Source organism: Mycobacterium sp. E802 (genome assembly GCF_001666875.1).
Taxonomy (GTDB): Bacteria; Actinomycetota; Actinomycetes; order Mycobacteriales; family Mycobacteriaceae; genus Mycobacterium.
The window spans coordinates 34644-52914 of the sequence record NZ_LZJD01000077.1 but is presented as its reverse complement, the minus strand read 5'-3'; the positions used below and the strand labels follow the sequence as shown (position 1 = coordinate 52914).

The 18271-nt window shown below is 67.5% G+C and carries 16 protein-coding genes and 1 pseudogene; 9 read left to right on the top strand and 8 right to left on the bottom strand.

Annotation, left to right across the window (positions count from 1 at the left end):
* Positions 1 to 172, bottom strand: a pseudogene (locus A5699_RS29085) (pyridoxal-5'-phosphate-dependent protein subunit beta); the annotation flags it as partial.
* Between the two features lie 71 nt (positions 173 to 243).
* Between A5699_RS29085 and A5699_RS11440 the strand changes: the two are divergent.
* Complete coding sequence (locus tag A5699_RS11440) at positions 244 to 1602, top strand: MFS transporter (protein ID WP_231965686.1); 1359 nt, start codon at positions 244 to 246, stop codon at positions 1600 to 1602.
* On the opposite strand, the gene A5699_RS11435 is transcribed toward A5699_RS11440, so the two are convergent.
* Positions 1487 to 2332: an AIM24 family protein gene (locus A5699_RS11435; RefSeq protein WP_067769275.1), complete on the bottom strand. Its 846-nt coding sequence runs from the start codon at positions 2330 to 2332 to the stop codon at positions 1487 to 1489. The genes A5699_RS11440 and A5699_RS11435 overlap by 116 nt on opposite strands.
* Before the next feature lie 72 nt (positions 2333 to 2404).
* On the opposite strand from A5699_RS11435, the gene A5699_RS11430 reads away from it, so the two are divergent.
* Together A5699_RS11430 and A5699_RS11425 are read left to right on the top strand one after the other, a co-directional pair.
* Entirely contained in the window at positions 2405 to 2608 is a 204-nt protein-coding gene (locus A5699_RS11430; RefSeq protein WP_067769251.1) for a hypothetical protein, read from the top strand.
* 77 nt (positions 2609 to 2685) lie between these two features.
* Positions 2686 to 3216, top strand: coding sequence for a hypothetical protein (locus A5699_RS11425; protein WP_067769249.1), 531 nt, complete (start codon positions 2686 to 2688; stop codon positions 3214 to 3216).
* Here A5699_RS11425 and A5699_RS11420 read toward each other — a convergent pair.
* From A5699_RS11420 to A5699_RS11410, 3 genes are read right to left on the bottom strand one after another with little or no spacing between them, the layout of a single operon-like run.
* Positions 3213 to 5378, bottom strand: a complete 2166-nt coding sequence (locus tag A5699_RS11420; protein ID WP_067769247.1) for a molybdopterin-dependent oxidoreductase — start codon at positions 5376 to 5378, stop codon at positions 3213 to 3215. The two genes, A5699_RS11425 and A5699_RS11420, sit on opposite strands and share 4 nt — an antisense overlap.
* Before the next feature lie 36 nt (positions 5379 to 5414).
* Positions 5415 to 7307 carry an ABC transporter ATP-binding protein gene (locus tag A5699_RS11415; RefSeq protein WP_067769245.1) on the bottom strand — a complete coding sequence of 631 codons (1893 nt, stop codon included), beginning with the start codon at positions 7305 to 7307 and terminating at the stop codon, positions 5415 to 5417.
* Complete coding sequence (locus A5699_RS11410; protein WP_067769273.1) at positions 7304 to 9049, bottom strand: ABC transporter ATP-binding protein; 1746 nt, start codon at positions 9047 to 9049, stop codon at positions 7304 to 7306. Before A5699_RS11410 ends, A5699_RS11415 begins: the two co-directional genes overlap by 4 nt.
* Before the next feature lie 146 nt (positions 9050 to 9195).
* Here A5699_RS11410 and A5699_RS11405 point away from each other — a divergent pair, with 146 nt between their 5' ends.
* Both A5699_RS11405 and A5699_RS11400 read left to right on the top strand, forming a co-directional pair.
* Positions 9196 to 9759 (top strand): DUF3558 domain-containing protein, encoded by a 564-nt coding sequence (locus A5699_RS11405; RefSeq protein ID WP_067769271.1) that lies wholly within the window; start codon positions 9196 to 9198, stop codon positions 9757 to 9759.
* Positions 9756 to 10304 (top strand): DUF3558 domain-containing protein, encoded by a 549-nt coding sequence (locus A5699_RS11400; RefSeq protein WP_067769242.1) that lies wholly within the window; start codon positions 9756 to 9758, stop codon positions 10302 to 10304. The genes A5699_RS11405 and A5699_RS11400 overlap by 4 nt, the downstream gene beginning before the upstream one ends.
* On the opposite strand, the gene A5699_RS11395 is transcribed toward A5699_RS11400, so the two are convergent.
* Positions 10301 to 10822 carry a histidine phosphatase family protein gene (locus tag A5699_RS11395; RefSeq protein WP_197508259.1) on the bottom strand — a complete coding sequence of 174 codons (522 nt, stop codon included), beginning with the start codon at positions 10820 to 10822 and terminating at the stop codon, positions 10301 to 10303. The genes A5699_RS11400 and A5699_RS11395 overlap by 4 nt on opposite strands.
* 128 nt (positions 10823 to 10950) lie before the next feature.
* On the opposite strand from A5699_RS11395, the gene A5699_RS11390 reads away from it, so the two are divergent.
* Positions 10951 to 12111 carry an exonuclease SbcCD subunit D gene (locus A5699_RS11390; protein WP_067769267.1) on the top strand — a complete coding sequence of 387 codons (1161 nt, stop codon included), beginning with the start codon at positions 10951 to 10953 and terminating at the stop codon, positions 12109 to 12111.
* Complete coding sequence (locus tag A5699_RS11385) at positions 12108 to 14741, top strand: AAA family ATPase (RefSeq protein ID WP_067769240.1); 2634 nt, start codon at positions 12108 to 12110, stop codon at positions 14739 to 14741. Before A5699_RS11390 ends, A5699_RS11385 begins: the two co-directional genes overlap by 4 nt.
* Positions 14742 to 14756: 15 nt before the next feature.
* On the opposite strand, the gene A5699_RS11380 is transcribed toward A5699_RS11385, so the two are convergent.
* Both A5699_RS11380 and A5699_RS11375 read right to left on the bottom strand, forming a co-directional pair.
* A complete protein-coding gene (locus A5699_RS11380) occupies positions 14757 to 15974 on the bottom strand; it encodes an acyl-CoA dehydrogenase family protein (protein ID WP_067769265.1) in 1218 nt (405 codons plus the stop codon).
* A gap of 45 nt (positions 15975 to 16019) precedes the next feature.
* Positions 16020 to 16640 carry a TetR/AcrR family transcriptional regulator gene (locus A5699_RS11375; protein WP_067769238.1) on the bottom strand — a complete coding sequence of 207 codons (621 nt, stop codon included), beginning with the start codon at positions 16638 to 16640 and terminating at the stop codon, positions 16020 to 16022.
* A 122-nt stretch (positions 16641 to 16762) separates the two neighbouring features.
* On the opposite strand from A5699_RS11375, the gene A5699_RS11370 reads away from it, so the two are divergent.
* Entirely contained in the window at positions 16763 to 17521 is a 759-nt protein-coding gene (locus A5699_RS11370) for a hypothetical protein (protein ID WP_067769236.1), read from the top strand.
* Entirely contained in the window at positions 17518 to 18267 is a 750-nt protein-coding gene (locus tag A5699_RS11365) for a hypothetical protein (RefSeq protein ID WP_067769234.1), read from the top strand. Before A5699_RS11370 ends, A5699_RS11365 begins: the two co-directional genes overlap by 4 nt.
* The last annotated feature ends 4 nt before the right edge of the window (positions 18268 to 18271 follow it).

The window sequence follows — 18271 nt, the reverse complement described above, 5'->3', positions numbered from 1 at the left end:
CGACCGCCATCGGATCGGTGATGTTTTCGCAACGGGTCCACGACTGCACCACCCGATCGCCGGGGTGCCCGATGGTCTCGGGTTCGTCGGCCGGACGGTGATCGAGGATGCCGAGCGCACGGCAGTAATCGTCGTTGTACACCGTGTCGAAATACCGCTGCGGACCATCGGGCACCCCGGCGATCGGGTGGTGCAGTCGTGGACCCGTTGCGAAAACATCACCGATCCGATGGCGGTCGCCGGATGAGCGGGCTCATAACGCAATTCCGCAGCTTCGACATGCCCAGCCGGCTGTTGATGGTCAACCAGTTCGGCATCAACCTCGGCTTCTACATGCTGATGCCGTACCTGGCCGGCTATCTGGCCGGACCCCTCGGCCTGGCGGCGTGGGCAGTGGGCTTGGTGCTGGGCGTCCGGAACTTCTCGCAGCAGGGCATGTTCATCGTCGGCGGCACCCTGGCCGACCGGCTCGGGTACAAGCCCCTGATCGTCGCCGGCTGCCTACTGCGCACCGCGGGCTTCGTCCTGTTGGTCGTGGCGGACTCCCTTCCGGCGATGCTCATCGCCTCGGCCGCAACGGGTTTCGCCGGGGCACTGTTCAATCCCGCGGTCCGGGCGTATCTGGCCGCCGATGCCGGTGACCGGCGGGTCGAGGCCTTCGCCACGTTCAACGTGTTCTACCAGGCCGGAACCCTGCTGGGCCCGCTGGTGGGAATGGCGTTGCTGGCCTTCGATTTCCGGGTTACCGCGGCGGTGGCCGCCGCGGTCTTCGCGGTACTGACCGTGGCTCAGTTGCTGGCCCTGCCGCGACATCGGGCCGAGCCCGAGGCTGAGCGTAGTTCGGTTCTCGAGGACTGGCGAAGTGTCATCGCCAACCGTGGGTTCGTGTTGTTCGCGGTGGCGATGATCGGGTCCTACGTGTTGTCCTTCCAGGTGTATCTGGCGCTACCGCTGCACGCGGCTTCGCTGCGGCCGGGCGACGAAACCGTGTTGGTGGCAGCCGTGTTCGTGACGTCCGGTCTGATCGCCGTGGGCGGTCAGCTCCGCATCACACGGTGGTTTTCGGATCGCTGGGGGCCGCGTCGCAGCCTGGTGGTCGGCGTGCTGGTGCTCGCGGCGGCCTTCGCGCCGATGGCCGTGGTGCCCGACGGAGACCGATTCGGGACCGCCGCGGCGGTGGCCGCCCTCATCGGTTCGTCGGCGTTGCTGGCGCTCGGTTCGGCCGCGGTGTTCCCGTTCGAGATGGACACCGTTGTCGCCCTTTCGGGCGGTCGGCTGGTCGCGACCCACTACGGCTTCTACAACACCGTCGTGGGCATCGGGATCCTGCTGGGCAACCTGGCCACCGGTTCGCTGATCGGTGCGGCGCGCACCGCGGGCCTGGCCGAACTGGTGTGGCTGGGCCTCACGGCGATCGGTCTGGTGTCCGCGGTGGCGCTCTACGTGTTGATGCGCGACGGTGGGAAGTTGGCGCCGAGCGCGTCACTCACTGCATCGGGACCGTCACACCCTCCGACGGCTGGACGATCACGAAGCCGTTGCCGTGGAACGCAACCTGCAACGCTTCGCCAGAGCCCCGGCCGATCAGCGCGCCTGCCTTGAAACTGGTCTTGAGCTGAGTCTGCAGATGAGCCGACCAGGCCACCACGGCGTTGGTGTCGGCGAACGTCGGGGCCTCGGAGGCGTCGAGCACCACCGGTGGGCCGTCGGTGGTCAACGCCACCCATCCGTTGCCGCGCAGGGTGGTGTTGAACAGGCCGCCGGTGGCGATACTGCCACCGCGGACCCGCTCGATGTTCCAGTCCAGACTCGACGAGAACGCCAGCACGTTCTTGCCGCTGACCGACAGTCCGGAGTTGGACAGCTGTAGCAGGTGGACGTCGAATCCCTGATCGGCCAGGAACACGTCACCCTGTCCCTGGCAGCGCATCAGCGGCAGGCCTTCACCGGTCAGCGCCTTCTTGATGAACTTCGAGGCGCCGCCGCCCTCGAAGGCGAAGTCGACGTTGCCCTGGTAGGCGACCATGGAACCCTGGCGGGCCATGAACGGTTCGCCCAGGCGGACCCGCAGCATCTTCTTGTTCTGATTGGCGATCGGAGTCGCCTCTTTCTCGCTGAACCGGCCGTCGACCAGATCCCCACTGATCCCGGCGAATCCGTCGCCCTGCGCTTGGGCGTGGGCTTGCGCCTGTTGCGGTTGGCCCCCGAGCGGTGCCCGGCCGGGCTGTCCTTGATGGGACACCTGATCGGTCCACGAGCGCCCGTCCCACCAGCGGTATTCGTAGCGGCCTTCGGGATCGGGCAACCAGCCGGGCGGGGTGGGTCCGTTCACAATCACTCCTCGGATCGGGTTTCGGGGATCGACCCTAGTGGCAACCCGATATGCCCTGGCATTCTTGGTGCCATGGCAAAGGAAATCGACCCGATCCGTGCCCAGGGCGCTCTCGCGGTCTTGAGGCAGCACCCCGGCATGGTGCTGTTCGCGGTGTCGCCGGCGATCGTCGCGCTGGGCGCCGTGTGGTGGATCGCGGGCCCGGGTTGGGCCGGGCTGCTGCTGGTCGCGCTGGTGCTGGCCGGTGGCGCCGCGCTGCTGCTCAAGCGCAACTGAACCGCCAAGCCAGAATTTGGGGTTCGCCGGTGGTGAACGCCGTCCCATCTGCGGTGTAACGGTGTAATCATGTAATCATGACAAAACATCAACACCATCGCCGGTCCGCGAACGAGGCCGCCGAATGGTTCGCGGGCCGATTGCCCGATGCCTGGTTCGTCGACGACCCGACCGTGATCGTCGACCGTGAAGAGATCACCGTCATCGGCCGACTTCCCGACGCGGAAGAGGCCGAGACAAAGGCCCGGGCCTCCGGCCGGGCGTCGCGGTTCCGGGAAGAGACGCGTGCCGAACGGATGCGCATCGCCGACGAGGCGCAGGACCGGTTCGGCCGCAAGGTCTCCTGGGGTGTGGAGATCGGGACAGAGGACGGCGGCACCGAACGAATCCTGTTCACCCACATCGCCGTACCGGTGATGACCCGGCTCAGGCAACCCGAACGGCTGGTGCTCGACACCCTCGTCGACGCCGGCGTGGCCCGGTCGCGTTCGGACGCGTTGGCGTGGTCGGTGCGCCTGGTCGGTCAGCACACCGAGGAGTGGCTGGACAAGCTGCGCGACGCCATGAAAGCCGTCGACGATCTGCGTGCCGAAGGGCCCGGTGTCTAGATCCGCTCGACCCCGACGTAGACCGAGCCCAGCGCCGAGGTCTGCGACAACGGATCGATCGATTCGCGGTTGGCCAGCAGGTTGCGGTTCACGCCGTACGATTGCGGAGCCCCGCCGTGCTGCGGGTCGAATACTCTTGAGCCCCAGCCATGGTCGAGGACGACGACGCCGCGGCGGGGCCGGTCGCTGAGGGTGGCCGTCACCTCCAGCTGGCCGGTCGGGGAGAACACCCGCACCCGATCGCTCGCCGCGATGCCCAGGGCCGCAGCATCCTCGGGGTGCATCAGCAGCTCGTTGTCCTTGCCGCCGGGATGCAGACCCGGCACTTCGTTGAGCCACGAATTCATCGAATGGCGCCGCCGCCGGTTGCCCAGTACGAACGGAAACCCCTCCGGGGCAACAGGAGCCGCAGACTCGAGCAACTCTCGGGCGCGGACCAGGAACTGTGCCGGCGCCGCCTGAACCTTGCGGTCCGGCGTCCGCAAGGCATCGCGGAACCGGCCGAACCGCCGCGGCCCGAGCACCAGACCGTGTGGGTGCGCCTTGAGCTCGCGCCAGCGCAGCTTGTGGCCGTCGACTTTTCGCGAGGCCAGGATGATCAGCCGGTCCATCCAGTGCGGTCCGAACTCCAGGCCCGGCCACCGAGTGTGTGCCGCCAGCCATCGGGTGGCACGGACGAACCCGTTGAATCCCCTGGCGCCGAACAACGGACGGCGCATGGCCAGTGCCAGATCGGTGAAGATCCGCCACTCCTCGCGTGCATCGTCGGGCGGTTCGACGGCTCTCGCGCCGTACTGCACATATGGCTCGTCGTGCATGCCGCTGGTGAAGGCCAGTAGATCGTCACGTTCCAGCCAGTGCACCGCGGGCAGCAGCCAGTGTGCGTGCCGGTGGCTCTCGCGCTGCACCAGGTCGATGGCCACCAGAAGATCCAGCTGAGCCAGCGCGGCATCGAGCCGGCCGCCGTCCGGCCCGGAGACCACTGGGTTGCCGGAGTTGATCACCAGCGCGCGGATCTGGCCGCGTCCCGGGGTGGTGATCTCGTCAGGCAGCTCGGCCAGTGCGTGTGCTCCGGCCACCAGCTCGCGCCCGGCGAGCCGGCTGGTGTGCGGGCGGGTGGCGGCCAGCCCGGCCAGTCTCAGGGTGTCGACGTAACCCGGCTCGAAGCGGCGCCCGCCCGGGCGATCCATCCGCCCGGTGACGAGGTTGAGCACGTGGCCCAGCCATTCGGCCACGGTCCCGGCGGCGTGCAGCGAGACGCCGGTGCGGGTGATGACCATCGCCCGTGGCGCCGAGGCGAATTCACGGGCCACGCGTTCGATGGTGGCTCGGTCGATGTCGCAGCGGGCGGCCAGGTCCTCGAGGTCGGCGGCGGCGGTCAGGACGCGAAGGGGCTGCACCCCGGTGGCCAGCTCGGCACAGTCGGCGCGGTGTTCCCGCCCTTCGTCGAGGATCACCTTGACCATCGCGAGCAGCAGTGCCCAATCCTGTCCCGGTCGGACCGACAGATGCAGATCGGCGGCTTGCGCGCTCTCGGTGGCCAGCGGGTCCACCACGACGATGCGGGCCCCCTGCTTCTGCCGGGCCAACGCCCGTCGCCAGCCGCCCGGTACCGACTCCACCCAATTCCAGGCGCTGACAGCGGGATTGGCGCCGACGATCAGAAAGTAATCACAGTTGTCGACGTCGGACACCGGCACCATCAGCGGTGAGCCGTACATGGCCTCGGCGACCACGTGCAGCGCGTTCTGGTCCACCGATCCGACCGCATAGCGGTTGTACGTGCCGACCGCATCCAGCCAGGCGTTCATGAACACCAAATTGGACGAGGAGTACCCGGCGGGGTTGCCGTAATAGGCGGCCACCGCATCCGGTCCGCCGTCGTCGATGATGCGGTTCATCCGTCGGGCGATATCGCTGATCGCCTCGTCCCAGCTCGCCTCGACGTACTTGTCGCCGACCCGGCGCATCGGTGCAAGGATGCGCCGCGGATGCTCCACCACCTGGGCGGCGGTGCGACCCTTCGCGCAGAAATCACCCCAGGTGTGTGGGTTGAGTTTGTCGGCGGCGATCTTGACCGCCCGGTTGTCCTGGACGGTCACCTCGAGGCCGCAGGAGGCCAGGCAGTACCGGCAGAAGGTGTGCACGGTACTGGTCGTCATTACACCGACACTACAATTTGTAACGGCTTTGGGGAACTAAACCCGCGTCATCTCCCAATACCGGCCATGGCGGGTCATGAGCTCTTCATGGGTGCCGCGCTCGATGATCCGGCCGGCATCCATGACCAGGATCAGGTCGGCATCCCGGATCGTCGAAAGCCGGTGGGCGATGATGAAACTCGTCCGGTCCCGGCGCAGCTCGGCCATCGCGCGCTGGATCAGCAGCTCGGTGCGGGTATCCACCGCACTGGTGGCCTCGTCGAGCACCAGCACCCGCGGCCGGGCCAGCACGGCCCGGGCAATGGTGATCAACTGCTTCTCACCGGCACTGATGGCGCCGCCGTCGTCGTCGACGCGGGTGGCGTAGCCGTCCGGCAGCGTGTGCACAAACCGGTCCACGTACGCCGCCCGGGCCGCCTGGATCACCTCGTCTTCTGTCGCATCGGCCCGGCCGTAGGCGATGTTGTCGTAGATCGTGCCGCCGAACAGCCAGGTGTCCTGCAGCACCATGCCGATCGAGGACCGCAGTGACTGGCGGCTCACCGTGGAGATGTCCACGCCATCGATCAGGATGCGGCCCGAATCGACGTCATAGAACCGCATCAGCAGGTTCACGCACGTGGTCTTGCCGGCACCGGTCGGGCCGACGATCGCCACGGTGGTTCCCGGTTCGGCCACCAGCGAGAGGTCTTCGATCACCGGGGTGTCCGGCAGGTAGCCGAAGCTCACCCGGTCGAATTCCACCCGGCCGCTGCGGATCTGCAGTGCGGCAGCCGGTTCGAGGGATTGCTCGTCGGCGTCGAGCAGATCGAAAACCCGTTCCGCGCTGGCGATCCCGGACTGCAGTGTGTTGTACATCCCGGCCAGCTGGCTCAGCGGCTGGTTGAACTGCCGCACGTATTGGATGAAGGCCTGGATGCTGCCGAGCGTGATCTGGCCCGTGGCCACCTGCAGTCCGCCCACCACGGCGACGGCCACATAGCCGAGATTGCCGATGAAACTCGTCGCGGGCCCCACCAGACCCGAGAAGAACTGGGCTCCGATACTGGAGCGGTAGACCTCCTCGTTGAGCTCGTCGAAACGCTGCTGAGCGGCCTGCCGGTGCCCGAAGGTCTTGACGATGGTGAAACCGCTGTAGGTCTCCTCGACATGGGCCGCCAACCGGCCGGTGTTGCGCCACTGCGCGACGAACAACGGCTGCGACCGCCGGGTGATCCACCGGATCACCCACAGCGACAGCGGCACGGTGAGGACCGTCAGCAACGCCAGCAGCGGCGAGATGGTCAGCATCATCGCCAACACCGCGAACACCGTCAGTACCGAGGTCAACAGCTGGCTGATGGACATCGACACCGAGCCCTGGACATTGTCGATGTCGTTGGTGACCCGGCTGAGCACCTCGCCGCGTTGACGGGAATCGAAATAGGACAGCGGAAGTCGGTGCAGTTTGTCCTCGACCTCGGAACGCAACGCGATCATGGTCCGCTGCACCGCAACGTTGAGCAATCTGGCCTGTAGCCAGACCAGCACCGCGGCAAGCAGATACAGACCCAGCGCGAGGGCCAGCGTGCGGGCCACCGCGGCGAAGTCCACGCCCTGGCCCGGCACCACGTCCATGCCGGACAACAGGTCGGCGAAGGTGGTATCACCGCGGGCCCGGGCCGCAGCGACGGCCTGCTCCTTGGTCAGCCCCGCCGGCAGCTCGCGCCCGATCACCCCGTTGAACAACAGATCCGTCGCGTGTCCCAGGATCCGGGGCCCGATCACCCCGATCGCGATGCCGGCCACGCCGAGCAGCACCACCGAGATCGCCAGGCCCCGTTGCGGTATCAGGCGCTTGAGCAGCCGCAGGGCCGAACCGCGGAAGTCACGGGTGCGCTCGACCGGCGGGGCCGGGGTGCCGGACCGGCGTAGCACGGGCCCGGTCATCGTGGGTCTCCGGCCGTGATGGCTTGTGACGCCGCGAACTCGGCGTACGTGGGGCAGTCGACGAGCAGGGACTCGTGGGTGCCGACGCCGACGATGCGGCCGTCTTCGAGTACGACCACCTGATCGGCCTCGAGAACCGTCGAGATGCGTTGCGCCACGATGACGACGGTGGCGTCGGCCGACGCGTCGCGCAGCGCGGCGCGCACCCGGGCGTCGGTCTGCACGTCGAGGGCCGAGAACGCGTCGTCGCACAGGTAGATCGCGGGCCGGCGGATCACCGCGCGCGCGATCGCGAGCCGTTGCCGTTGGCCACCGGAGAAATTGATGCCGCCCTGGGCCACCGGACGGTCCAGCCCGTCAGGGTGGGCCGCGACGAACTCGTCGGCCGCGGCGATCCGCAACGCTGTCCACATCTGGGCCTCGGTGAGCTCCTGGCCCGGCGCGGCGCCGTAGCGCAGGTTCTCGGCGACGGTCCCGGAGAACAGATAACCGCGTTGGGGGACCAGGCCGATCACCGACCACAGCTGCTCCAGCTCGAGGTCCCGGACGTCCACGCCGTCGATGCGTACTGCGCCGGAGGTGACGTCGTAGAACCGGCAGATCATCGCGAGCAGGGTGGATTTGCCTGAGCCCGTGGAGCCGACCACGGCGGTGGTGGTGCCGGGGGCGATGTGCAATGAAACCTGCTGCAGCACCGGACGGTCGGCGCCGGGGTAACTGAACGATGCGTCGTCGAACACGATCTCGCCGGCCATGGACACCGGGCGCACGGGGGCCACCGGGGTGGCGATCCGCGGCTGGGCCGTCAGCACCCCGCCGATCCGCTCGGCGCACACCGACGCACGCGGGAACATCACCGCCAAGACCGTGGCCATCAACACCGACATCAGAATCTGCATGAAGTAGGCCAGAAACGCGATCAGCGAACCCACCTGCATGTGGCCCGCGTCGATCCGAAGCCCGCCGAACCAGATCAGCGCGACGCTGGAGACGTTGATCACCAGTGTGGTGGCCGGAAGCATCAGTGCCTGCCATTGCCCGGCTTCCAGCGCGGTGGTCGACAGCGCCGCGTTGGCCTCGGCGAACCGGGTTTGTTCGACCGGTTCTCGGGCGAACGCCCGGATCACCCTGATCCCCGACAGTTGATCGCGCAGTACCCGATTGATCCCGTCGATCAACCGCTGCATGCGACGGAAGATCGGCATCAGGTGTCTGATGATCCAGTAGTTGGCCAGCGCCAGCATCGGCACACTGACCAACAGCAGCCAAGACAGCCCGGCGTCCTGGTGCAGCGCCATCAGGATTCCGCCGACCGACATGATCGGCGCGGTAATCAGGATGGTGGCGGTCATCTGCAGCAGTTGTTGGATCTGCCCGACGTCGTTGGTGGTGCGGGTCAACAGCGACGGGGTGCCAAACCGGCCGGTCTCCTCGGCCGAGAACGTGATGACGTGACCGAAGATCGCCGAGCGGAGGTCGCGCCCGAAACCCATCGCCGCGCGCGAGCCGAAGAACACCGCCCCGATGGCGCACGCCACCTGCAACCCGGTGACCGCCAGCATCACCCCGCCGAGTTCGACGATGCGGCGGGTGTCGCCTTTGGCCACCCCGTCGTCGATGATGGCCGCGTTGACCGTGGGCAGGTACAGCGAGGCCAGGGTACTGATCACCTGCAGCGCCGCGACAACCGCGAGCAGCCGCCGGTACGGCCGCACGTACTGTCGCAGCAGCGCCCTGAGCATCTGGTAACTCTCGCACACCTGCCGATGTCGTCCGGCGCGCCGCCGCTGTCGTGTCGACACGACGAAAGTCCAGGTCAATAGGTATGTCTCGAACAGGCTCAGATGCTGCCGCTACAGTGCATGACGTGACTGTCCGCACGGCCACCATGCCACGAATCACCCACGCCAGAGCCTTGGCGGTCCTGGCTGCGGCCATGATTCCGGTGTTCGCCGGGTGCTCGACCGACGAGCCCGCGTCCCCAGAGGTTCCGCAAACCCAGTCACCGAGTGCCGGCGGTGACATCAAGCATGGCCCCCACTTTCCTCAGTGCGGTGGGGTGACCGATGAGACTGTCACCCAGTTGACCGAGGTCCAGGGGCTGGTCAACACCGCGACCAACTCCTCGGGGTGTCAGTGGTTGCAGGGCGGCAGCATCCTGGGACCCCACTTCTCGTTCACCTGGTTCCGGGGCAGCCCGATCGGCCGGGAACGCAAGACCGAGGAACTGTCGCGGACCAGCGTGGAGGACATCAACATCGAGGGCCACGGCGGTTTCATCGCGATCGGGGAGAACCCCCTGAAGGCCGGCGACGTCAACCTCTGTGAGATCGGAATCCAGTTCGATGACGACTTCATCGAGTGGTCGGTGAGCTTCGACCAGAAGCCGTATCCGGATCCGTGCGAGGTGGCCAAGGAGCTGACCCGCCAGTCGATTGTGAACTCCAAATGAGCGCGCACCGCCCAGTCGCAGCAGTCATGGCCGCATTGGCCCTGTTCGTCGGGCTGACCGGCTGCTCCCGCACCGTGGACGGCACCGCGGCCAAGGAAGGTGCCGGCGGCGGGCCCAGCAACAACAACTCCGAGAAGACGTATCCCAACCTTCTCAAGGAGTGCGATGTCCTGACCACGGACATCCTGGCCAAGACGGTGGGCGCGGACCCGCTGGACATCCAGAGCACGTTCGTCGGCGCGGTCTGTCGCTGGCAGGCGGCCAACCCGGGCGGGCTGGTCGACATCACCCGGTTCTGGTACGAGCAGGGCAGCCTGGACAACGAACGTCAGACCGCCGAGAAGCTGCAGTACGGGATCGAACAACGCCGCATCGCCGGCGTCGATTCGATCATCATGAAGCCCAACGGGCTCAATGGGGCCTGCGGTGTGGCCAGTGACGCGGCGGGCGTGGTGGGCTGGTGGGTCAATCCCCAGGCGCCCGGCATCGATGCCTGTCCGATGGCCACCAAGCTGATGGAACTGACGCTGGCCACCAACTCTTAGCGAGGTATGTGGAATCGGGCCAGCCTCGCGCCGCCGAGCGCGAGGGTGTCCCAGGGCCCGTCGACGTGCAGCACGACGATCGCCGAGGTCGGAAACTTCAGCGAAATGCTCTCCGCTGCAGCGATATTGGATCCATCGGACAGTCCGAGCGCGACCGCCGACATGGCCGGCTCGTGACCGATCACCAGCACTGTCGACGGCTCGCTACCGAAACGTGACGACACCCCGTTGATTTCGTCGATGACGGTACCCGGCCTGGCGTCGTAGATCCGCTCGGCGTACTGCACGGGCGCATCGATGCCGGTGCGTGCCAAGGTCTGGCGGGTCCGGGTCGCCGTCGAGCACAACACGGCGTCCACCGCGGCGACGTTGGCCCGGATCCAGTCCCCGGCCAACGCCGCCTCCCTGATGCCGCGCGCGGCCAACGGCCGGTCATGGTCGGCCACCCCGTCCGGGTAGTCGGACTTGGCATGGCGCATCAGCAGCAGGGTTCTGAACGGGCTGGTCGAGTGGGCCATCTCATCGAGGTTAGGGCATGCCGCCGCAGGTCCCCGGACTTGTCGGCGGCCAGTCCTACACTCGCCTTGCTCGGAAGATGGATTGCCGAGAAACGGACCGAGAAATGGACATGGAGGGGCCGGGGCCGATGCGTTTCCTGCACACCGCCGATTGGCAACTCGGCATGACCCGTCACTTCCTCAGCGCCGGTGACGGGGAAGCCCAGCCACGTTATGCGGCCGCCCGCCGCGAGGCGGTTTCGGCGCTCGGTGCGGTCGCGGCGGCCTCCGGTGCCGAGTTCGTCGTGGTGTCCGGGGATGTGTTCGAGCACAACCAGTTGGCTCCGCGTGAGGTCAGCGTGTCGCTGGAGGCCATGCGCGGCATCGGGGTGCCGGTGTACCTCTTGCCCGGCAACCATGATCCGCTCGACGCGGCCTCGGTCTACACCAGCGCTTTGTTCACCGCAGAGTGCCCGGACAATGTCGTGGTGCTCGATCGCGCCGGCGTGTTCGACGTGCGCCCCGGCCTGCAGATCGTGGCCGCGCCGTGGCGGTCCAAGGCGCCGACCACCGACCTGGTCGGTGATGTGCTGGCCGAGCTGCCGGCCGACGGGGTCACCCGGGTTCTGGTCGGCCACGGCGGCGTCGACATTCTCGACCCGGACAAGGGCAAGCCGTCGTTGATCCGGCTGGCCGCCGTGGAGGACGCGCTGGCCCGTGGCGCCGTCCACTATGTGGCCTTGGGCGACAAGCACTCTCGTACCGAGGTCGGCTCGACCGGCCGGGTGTGGTACTCGGGCTCGCCTGAGGTGACCAACTATGACGACATCGAATCCGACCCGGGTCATGTGCTGGTGGTCGACATCGACGAGGACGATCCACAACGCGCCGTTCGGGTCGATTCCGAACGTGTGGGCCGGTGGCGGTTCGTCACGCTGCGCCGGCCGGTGGACACCGACCGCGACATCGCCGATCTCGACATCAACCTGGACCTGTTGTCCGACAAGGAATGCACCGTGGTGCGTCTGGCGTTGACGGGCTCGCTGACCGTGACCGACAAGGCGGCGCTGGATGCCTGCCTGGAAAAGTACGCGCGGTTGTTCGCGGCGCTGACCGTGTGGGAACGACACACCGAGATCGCGGTGCTACCCGCCGACGGGGAGTTCGACGACCTCGGTATCGGCGGGTTCGCGGCGGCCGCGGTGGACGAGTTGGTGGCCACGGCGCGCTCCGAAGGCGCCGCGGCCGACGATGCCCGCGCGGCATTGGGTCTGTTGCTGCGCTTGGTGGACCGGGGGGCGGCGGCATGAAACTGCACCGCCTGGTCCTGACCAATTATCGCGGCGTCAGCCACCGTGAGATCGAGTTCCCCGACCACGGTGTGGTGGTGGTCAGTGGCGCCAACGAGATCGGCAAGTCCTCGATGATCGAGGCGCTCGATCTGCTGCTGGAGGCCAAGGACCGCTCGGGCAAGAAGGAAGTCAAGCAGGTCAAGCCCACCCACGCTGACGTCGGCGCCGAGGTCATGGCCGAAATCTCCACCGGCCCTTATCGATTCATGTACCGCAAACGCTTCCACAAGAAAGCCGAAACCCAGCTGACCGTGCTGGCGCCGGTGCGCGAGCAGCTCAGCGGCGACCAGGCGCACGAGCGGGTACTGGCCATGCTCGGCGAAACCGTGGACACCAGCCTGTGGCAGGCCCAGCGGGTGTTGCAGGCCTCTTCGACCGCCCCGGTCGACCTGTCCGGTTCGGATGCCCTGGCCCGGGCGTTGGACGTGGCGGCCGGTGAGGCGGTCACGCTGTCCGGTGACGAGCCGCTGCTGATCGAGCGCATCGACGCGGAGTATCTGCGCTACTTCACCGCCACCGGCCGGGCGACCGGCGAGTGGGCCGCGGTAACCAAGCGGCTCGCCGCCGCCGACGACGCGGTGGCGCAGTGCGCGGCCGCGGTGGCCGAGGTCGACGACGCGGTGCGCCGGCATGCCGAACTCAGTATCGAGGTCACCGGTTTGGCCACCGAGCGCGAGCAGGCCCAGGCCGCTCTCGGGACGGCCCGTAAGGCCGCCGACGAGGTCGCCGCCGTGGTGCAACGGCTCAAAGAAGCCGAGGTTGTCGCCGAGGCCGCACGGGTGGCGCAGTGTGCCGCCGCCGACGCGCTCACCGAGCGCCGACGGTTGCGCGCCGAGGTCGACGAGCGCGTGACGTCCATCGCCGAGCTGCAGGCCACGTTGGGCCTGGCCGAGGATGAAACCACCACGGCACGTGCGGTTCACGAGGCGGCCGAGGCGGCGGCCGAGCAGGCGCGGGTGGCCGCCGACGAACATGCGGACCGGGTGGAGGCGGCCCGCACCACGCTGACGCGCATGACCGACCGGGACGAAGCCGACCGGCTGGCGGCGCGGCTGAGCAAGATCGACGCCGCGGTGCGTGATCTGGACCGGGTCAATCGCGAACTGGCCGGGATATCCCTCGATGACGCCGGGATGCGGGCCATCGAGGCGGCGGCACTCGCCGTGGAGCGCGCCGCCGGGCAGGCCGAACTCGCCTCGGCGCGAATCGATCTCGTGGCAGTAGAGGGTCTCGATGTACGGGTGGACGACGCCCGGGTCACCCTGGAGGCGGGCCGGCCGTGGTCGGTCCACACCACCGCCGACACCGAGATCGATCTGCCGGGGATACTCACGGTGCGGGTGGTGCCCGGCACTCCGGCCGCGCAGACTCAGGCCCGTCTCGACGAGGCGCAGGCGACGCTGGCGGCCGCGCTGACTGCGTCCGGCACTGACGATGTGGACGTCGCCCGTGCACTGGACACCCGTCGTCGCGAACTGCTCGGCAGCCGCGACCGGCTGAGTGCCACCGTCGATGCACTCACCGGCGAGGATCAGCTGGCAGACCTACGGTCCCGGCTGGCCCGGTTGCGTGAAACCCAGCCCGACGAGGCGGCGCTGTTCGAACTGGCCGGCCCCACCGACACCGCTGCGGCCCGGGCTGAACTCGACGCCGCGGTGGCCCGGCACCGTCAGGCGGTGGCGGACAGTGAGACCAGTCGCAAGATGCTCGTCGCGGCCGCCCAGAAGCTGTCGGAGAAGTCCAACCGCCTCAGTGGGATGCGTGAGAAGCTCACTTCGGCGCAGGCGGAGTTGACGGTCTGCAAGGGACGCCTTGAGGCAGCGCGGGCCGTGGTCGCCGACGAGGCTTTGGCCATCAAGGCCCAGGCCGCCGATGACGAGGCCACTGCCACCGCCGGCCGGGTCGCTGCGCTGCGTACCGAATTGTCGGCCACCCCACCGGACTCGGTGAACGCTGCCCTGGAGGCGGCGGTGCGCCGGGCCGATCTGTCGGTTGTCCGGCACGACGCCGCGGTCGAGGGGCTGCGGGAGGTGGCCGCGCAACTCAAGGTGTACGGCACGCAAGGGCGTAAGGGGCACCTCGACGCTGCCGAGACCGAACGGGAGCACGCCCACACCGAATATCTGCGGGTACACCGCCGCGCCCGCGCCGCCGAGACGCTGCGCTCGGTGATGGCGCGGCACCGCGATGCCACCCGACAGCGCTACGCCGATCCGTTCCGCCTCGAAGTGCAACGCCTGGGCCGCTTGGTGTTCGGCGAGGACTTCGAGGTGGAGGTCGACAGCAACCTCAACATCTGCACCCGCACTGTGTCCGGACGGACCGTGCCCTACGAGTCACTGTCCGGTGGTGCCAAGGAGCAGTTGGCCATCGTGGCACGGCTGGCCGGTGCCACGATGGTGGCCAAGGAGGACAGCGTCCCGGTGATCATCGACGACGCCCTCGGTTTCACCGACCCCGACCGGTTGACCAAGATGGGTGCGGTGTTCGACGCGGTCGGCGGGGACGGCCAGGTGATCGTGTTGACCTGCAGCCCTGAGCGTTACGCCAGTGTGCAGGGCGCCCACCACATCGCCCTGACCGCCTGACCGGCCGGCCTCGACTCAGAAGTAGGCGTTGGCCGGAACTGGCGTGCCCTGCAACAGATTCTGACCGATTACCCGGGCCTTGTAAGCAACCGGGTTGTGCAGGGTGATGGTGCGGATGTTGCGCCAATGCCGGTCGAGGTTGCGCTGCCGGCTGGCCGCGCTGGCCCCGCCGAGCTCGAGCAGCCGCGTGGCCGCCTCGGGGGCGACATCGTCGAGGTGCACTTTCACCTTGGCGACCTTGAGCTGGGCCTCTTCGGCCAGACGGGCATCGGGCACGCCGTCGACCTCGGAGTCGGTGGCCGCGCCGATGGCCGCAGCCGCGTCGAGAACCGCGGCGCGGGCCACGTAGGCGGTGCTGGCCAGCACGCCGAGCTGCCGCTGCAACAAGGGATCGTCGGTGGGCCGCTCGGTCACGGCATGGCTGAAGTTGCGTTCGCGCGAACGCAACAGGGCCACACCGTCGTCGACGACATTGGCCAGAATCCCGGCCACCACCGCGTGAATGAACAGTTGCAGTGAGGCGTACTGGACCGTCGGCACCGGATCGGCATCGTAGGGGGTGTCGGAGAGCACCTCGTCGGCGGCGACCGCGACATCGGTGAACGTCGTGGTGCCGGTTCCGGTGCGGCGCTGGCCGAATCCGTCCCAGTCGTCGACCAGCCGGACGCCGTCGCGGTCGGTGGGCACCAGGACACTGGCCACCGAGTCGTGGTCGGTGGTGGCCGTCACCGTCAGATAGTCCGAGAACAGCGTCCCGGTGCTGTAGTACTTCTCGCCGTTCAGCCGGAAGCCCGAGCCCGCCGGGTCCGCCAGCAGCCGGGTGTTGAACACCAGGCTGCCGACCGCCAGGGAACCCTTCTCGCTGAACGCATTACCGAAAATCTTGCCCTCGGCGATCTTGCCCAGCCAGCGCGCCGACACCGGATCGCCTGCGGTGCGCAGCCGTTCCTCGGTGAACCAGAAGTGGGTCCGGAAGATGTGGGCCACGATCGGATCGGCCTTGGCCACGTCGATGACCGTCGAAAACAGCTGCGGCACGGTGAATCCGGCTCCGCCGAGGGACTCGGGCAGCCGCAGGGTGCCGAACCCGGCCCGTTTCAGTGCGGCGACCTGATCGAACGGATTCTCATCGTTGCGGTCACGGTCTTTGGCGCCCGAGGCGATCGAGGCCAGCAGAGCATCCCACTCCGGCGTTCCGGGCAACACGTGGGTGATTTTCTCGACGGTGGTCATGGCACCGTTGTATCCGCAGGCGCTACCCACAGGCACGCATTTGGATCAGGCCGAACCGAAGCCTCTGACCCGCATGCCGTAGAGGTAGGTGGTCAGGTACTCCTTGATGACCGGGGCCCGGACCTCCGGTGCGTCGGGGATGGTGATCAGCAGCGCGTAGAGCCCGGCGAAGAACGACGCGCCATTGTGCAGCACGTCCACCTCGTCGGGGATCTCTCCGGCCTCTTTGGCGCGCTGGAGCTCTTCGACCAACGCGACGAGCACCGGATGGTGCGCCCATTCCTCGGTGGGTGGCCGGGTGGTGGAGAAGTGCAGGGCCAGAAAGTCTTTGAACAACGGCCGGCCGAGGCGCCGTTCCAGTTTCTCGAGCATGCGCACCGATTCGGCCAGGGTGGCCCCGACGTCGTGCGGTTGGTCGAAGAAGCGGAGGAGCTCGGCGGCCATGCGGGCCTCTTCGCGCTGTTCGAGTTCCACCAGGACGTGTTCCTTGGTGGGGAAGTGGAAGAAGAACGTGCCGTGGGCGACGCCGGCGGCCGAGGCGATCGCGGCAGTATCGGCCGCGGCCATGCCCCCGCGTTTGAACTCGGCGACCGCGGCCCCGAGTAACCGTTCCCGGGTCTGCTGACCCTTGCGGCTGCGCGGTGGTGGCGACTGAGCCTTCAGCACAGCCCGATGTTACGACATTCAAAAACTGACTGTACTCAGATTGACTCTTTCCAATGTCGCCAGTGGGCGTTACGGTTTCAACAAAGACTTCTTCTGACTGAAGTCAGTTTTGGAGGTGGGGAGTGCAGATCCTGGAGCAGGTCCAAGACCTGCCGAAAGCCGGCAATATCAAGGCGCAGTGGGTGAGTTTGTGGACCGGGCCGGCGGTCGGCGTCGTCCTGCTGGCGGCGTTCGTGGCGTTCCCCGGCTTCTGGCCGCCGATGTCGCCGACGTGGAGTGCCCAGCAGGTGGCCGGGTTCTATGCCGATCACACGGCGTGGATTCGGTTCAGCCAGGTGACGTTCAACCTGTGCGGAATCCTGATCCTGCCGTTCTTCATGGTGATCGTGGTGCAGATGAAGCGCATGAAGACCCAGAGCCACGTCTTCGCGTACTGCTATCTGACCGCAGTGGTCAGCGGTGCCACCATCTTCGCGCTGTCCAACGTGTTCTTCCTGGTCGCCGCGTTCCGGCCCGGCCGTAATCCCGAGCTGGTGATGTTGCTCAACGACCTGGCCTGGATCGTGTTCGTGGCGCCGGTGGGCATGGTGGTCTCGCAGTTCGCGTTGCTCGCGGTCGCGGTCTACTTCGACAACGGGCCGGACCCGGTGTTTCCCCGTTGGGTGGGTCATTACTCGCTGGCCACCGCCATCGCCATGGTTCCGGCCGCGGGTGCGGCGGTGTTCCAGACGGGGCCGCTGGCCTGGGACGGTCTACTGTCCTTCTGGCTTCGCAACGGAGCCTTCGCGCTCTTCGTCATTGTGATGTTCTTCGTCCTGCGGCGCGCGGTGCTCCGGCAGGCCGTCCAAGAGGGCGTGACCGCCCCGGAGGTGCCCGCGTGAGCGTGCTGACCCCCGGTCCACGCACCCTCGCCAGAGGTGAAACGCCGCCGGGCAAGCCCGATGTGCGGTTGATGACGTGGTTCTTCCCGCTGTGGTACGGCGCGTTCGGCGTCATCATCTGCATCCTGACCCGGGTGACACCGCCGCCGCGCCCCGATGTCACCGCAGCCGACAAGGTGGCGTTCTTCACCGAGCACGGCGTCACCATCAAGATCGGGTTCTGCCTGCTGTTGATCCTGCTGGGTGGTGCGGCCATGACCAACGGTCTGGTGGCGTACCAGATCAAACGCATGTCGGTCGGTTCGGTGTTCGCGTACGGCTACATCGGCGGCATGAGCGTGGGTGCGCTGCCGGGGTTTCTCCTGGTCTCGGTCTGCTTCCTCACCGCGGCCTTCCGGCCCGACCGCGACCCCGAGCTGATCAGCCTGCTCTATGACCTCGGAATGCTGTCCTACAACGGCTCTTTGGGTTGCTTCACGGCCGCCTACCTGGTGTTCGCGATCGCCATCCTCTACGACAAGAACCAGATCTTCCCGGCCTGGTTCGCCTACGTGACCATCTGGCAGATCATCACCGAGGTGATCGCCACCCAGATGTTCGTGTTCGAGTCCGGGCCGTTTGCCTGGAACGGCTCGATCGCGTTCTGGTGGGCGGTGGTGGTGTTCTCGGTCTGGCTGTCGGCGCTGATCGTGCTGCTGCGGCAGGCGGCCGTACGTGAATCGGTAGACGAGCCGGGGCCGGAGTGAGGCG

Bases quoted from the DNA above. Each gene is read 5' to 3' on its own strand.
- A5699_RS11420 (WP_067769247.1), bottom strand. From the start codon at position 5,378: ATGACGACCAGTACCGTGCACACCTTCTGCCGGTACTGCCTGGCCTCC.
- A5699_RS11440 (WP_231965686.1), top strand. From the start codon at position 244: ATGAGCGGGCTCATAACGCAATTCCGCAGCTTCGACATGCCCAGCCGG.
- A5699_RS11430 (WP_067769251.1), top strand. From the start codon at position 2,405: ATGGCAAAGGAAATCGACCCGATCCGTGCCCAGGGCGCTCTCGCGGTC.
- A5699_RS11385 (WP_067769240.1), top strand. From the start codon at position 12,108: ATGAAACTGCACCGCCTGGTCCTGACCAATTATCGCGGCGTCAGCCAC.
- A5699_RS11415 (WP_067769245.1), bottom strand. From the start codon at position 7,307: ATGACCGGGCCCGTGCTACGCCGGTCCGGCACCCCGGCCCCGCCGGTC.
- A5699_RS11400 (WP_067769242.1), top strand. From the start codon at position 9,756: ATGAGCGCGCACCGCCCAGTCGCAGCAGTCATGGCCGCATTGGCCCTG.
- A5699_RS11425 (WP_067769249.1), top strand. From the start codon at position 2,686: ATGACAAAACATCAACACCATCGCCGGTCCGCGAACGAGGCCGCCGAA.
- A5699_RS11405 (WP_067769271.1), top strand. From the start codon at position 9,196: ATGCCACGAATCACCCACGCCAGAGCCTTGGCGGTCCTGGCTGCGGCC.
- A5699_RS11395 (WP_197508259.1), bottom strand. From the start codon at position 10,822: ATGGCCCACTCGACCAGCCCGTTCAGAACCCTGCTGCTGATGCGCCAT.
- A5699_RS11380 (WP_067769265.1), bottom strand. From the start codon at position 15,974: ATGACCACCGTCGAGAAAATCACCCACGTGTTGCCCGGAACGCCGGAG.
- A5699_RS11390 (WP_067769267.1), top strand. From the start codon at position 10,951: ATGCGTTTCCTGCACACCGCCGATTGGCAACTCGGCATGACCCGTCAC.
- A5699_RS11410 (WP_067769273.1), bottom strand. From the start codon at position 9,049: ATGCTCAGGGCGCTGCTGCGACAGTACGTGCGGCCGTACCGGCGGCTG.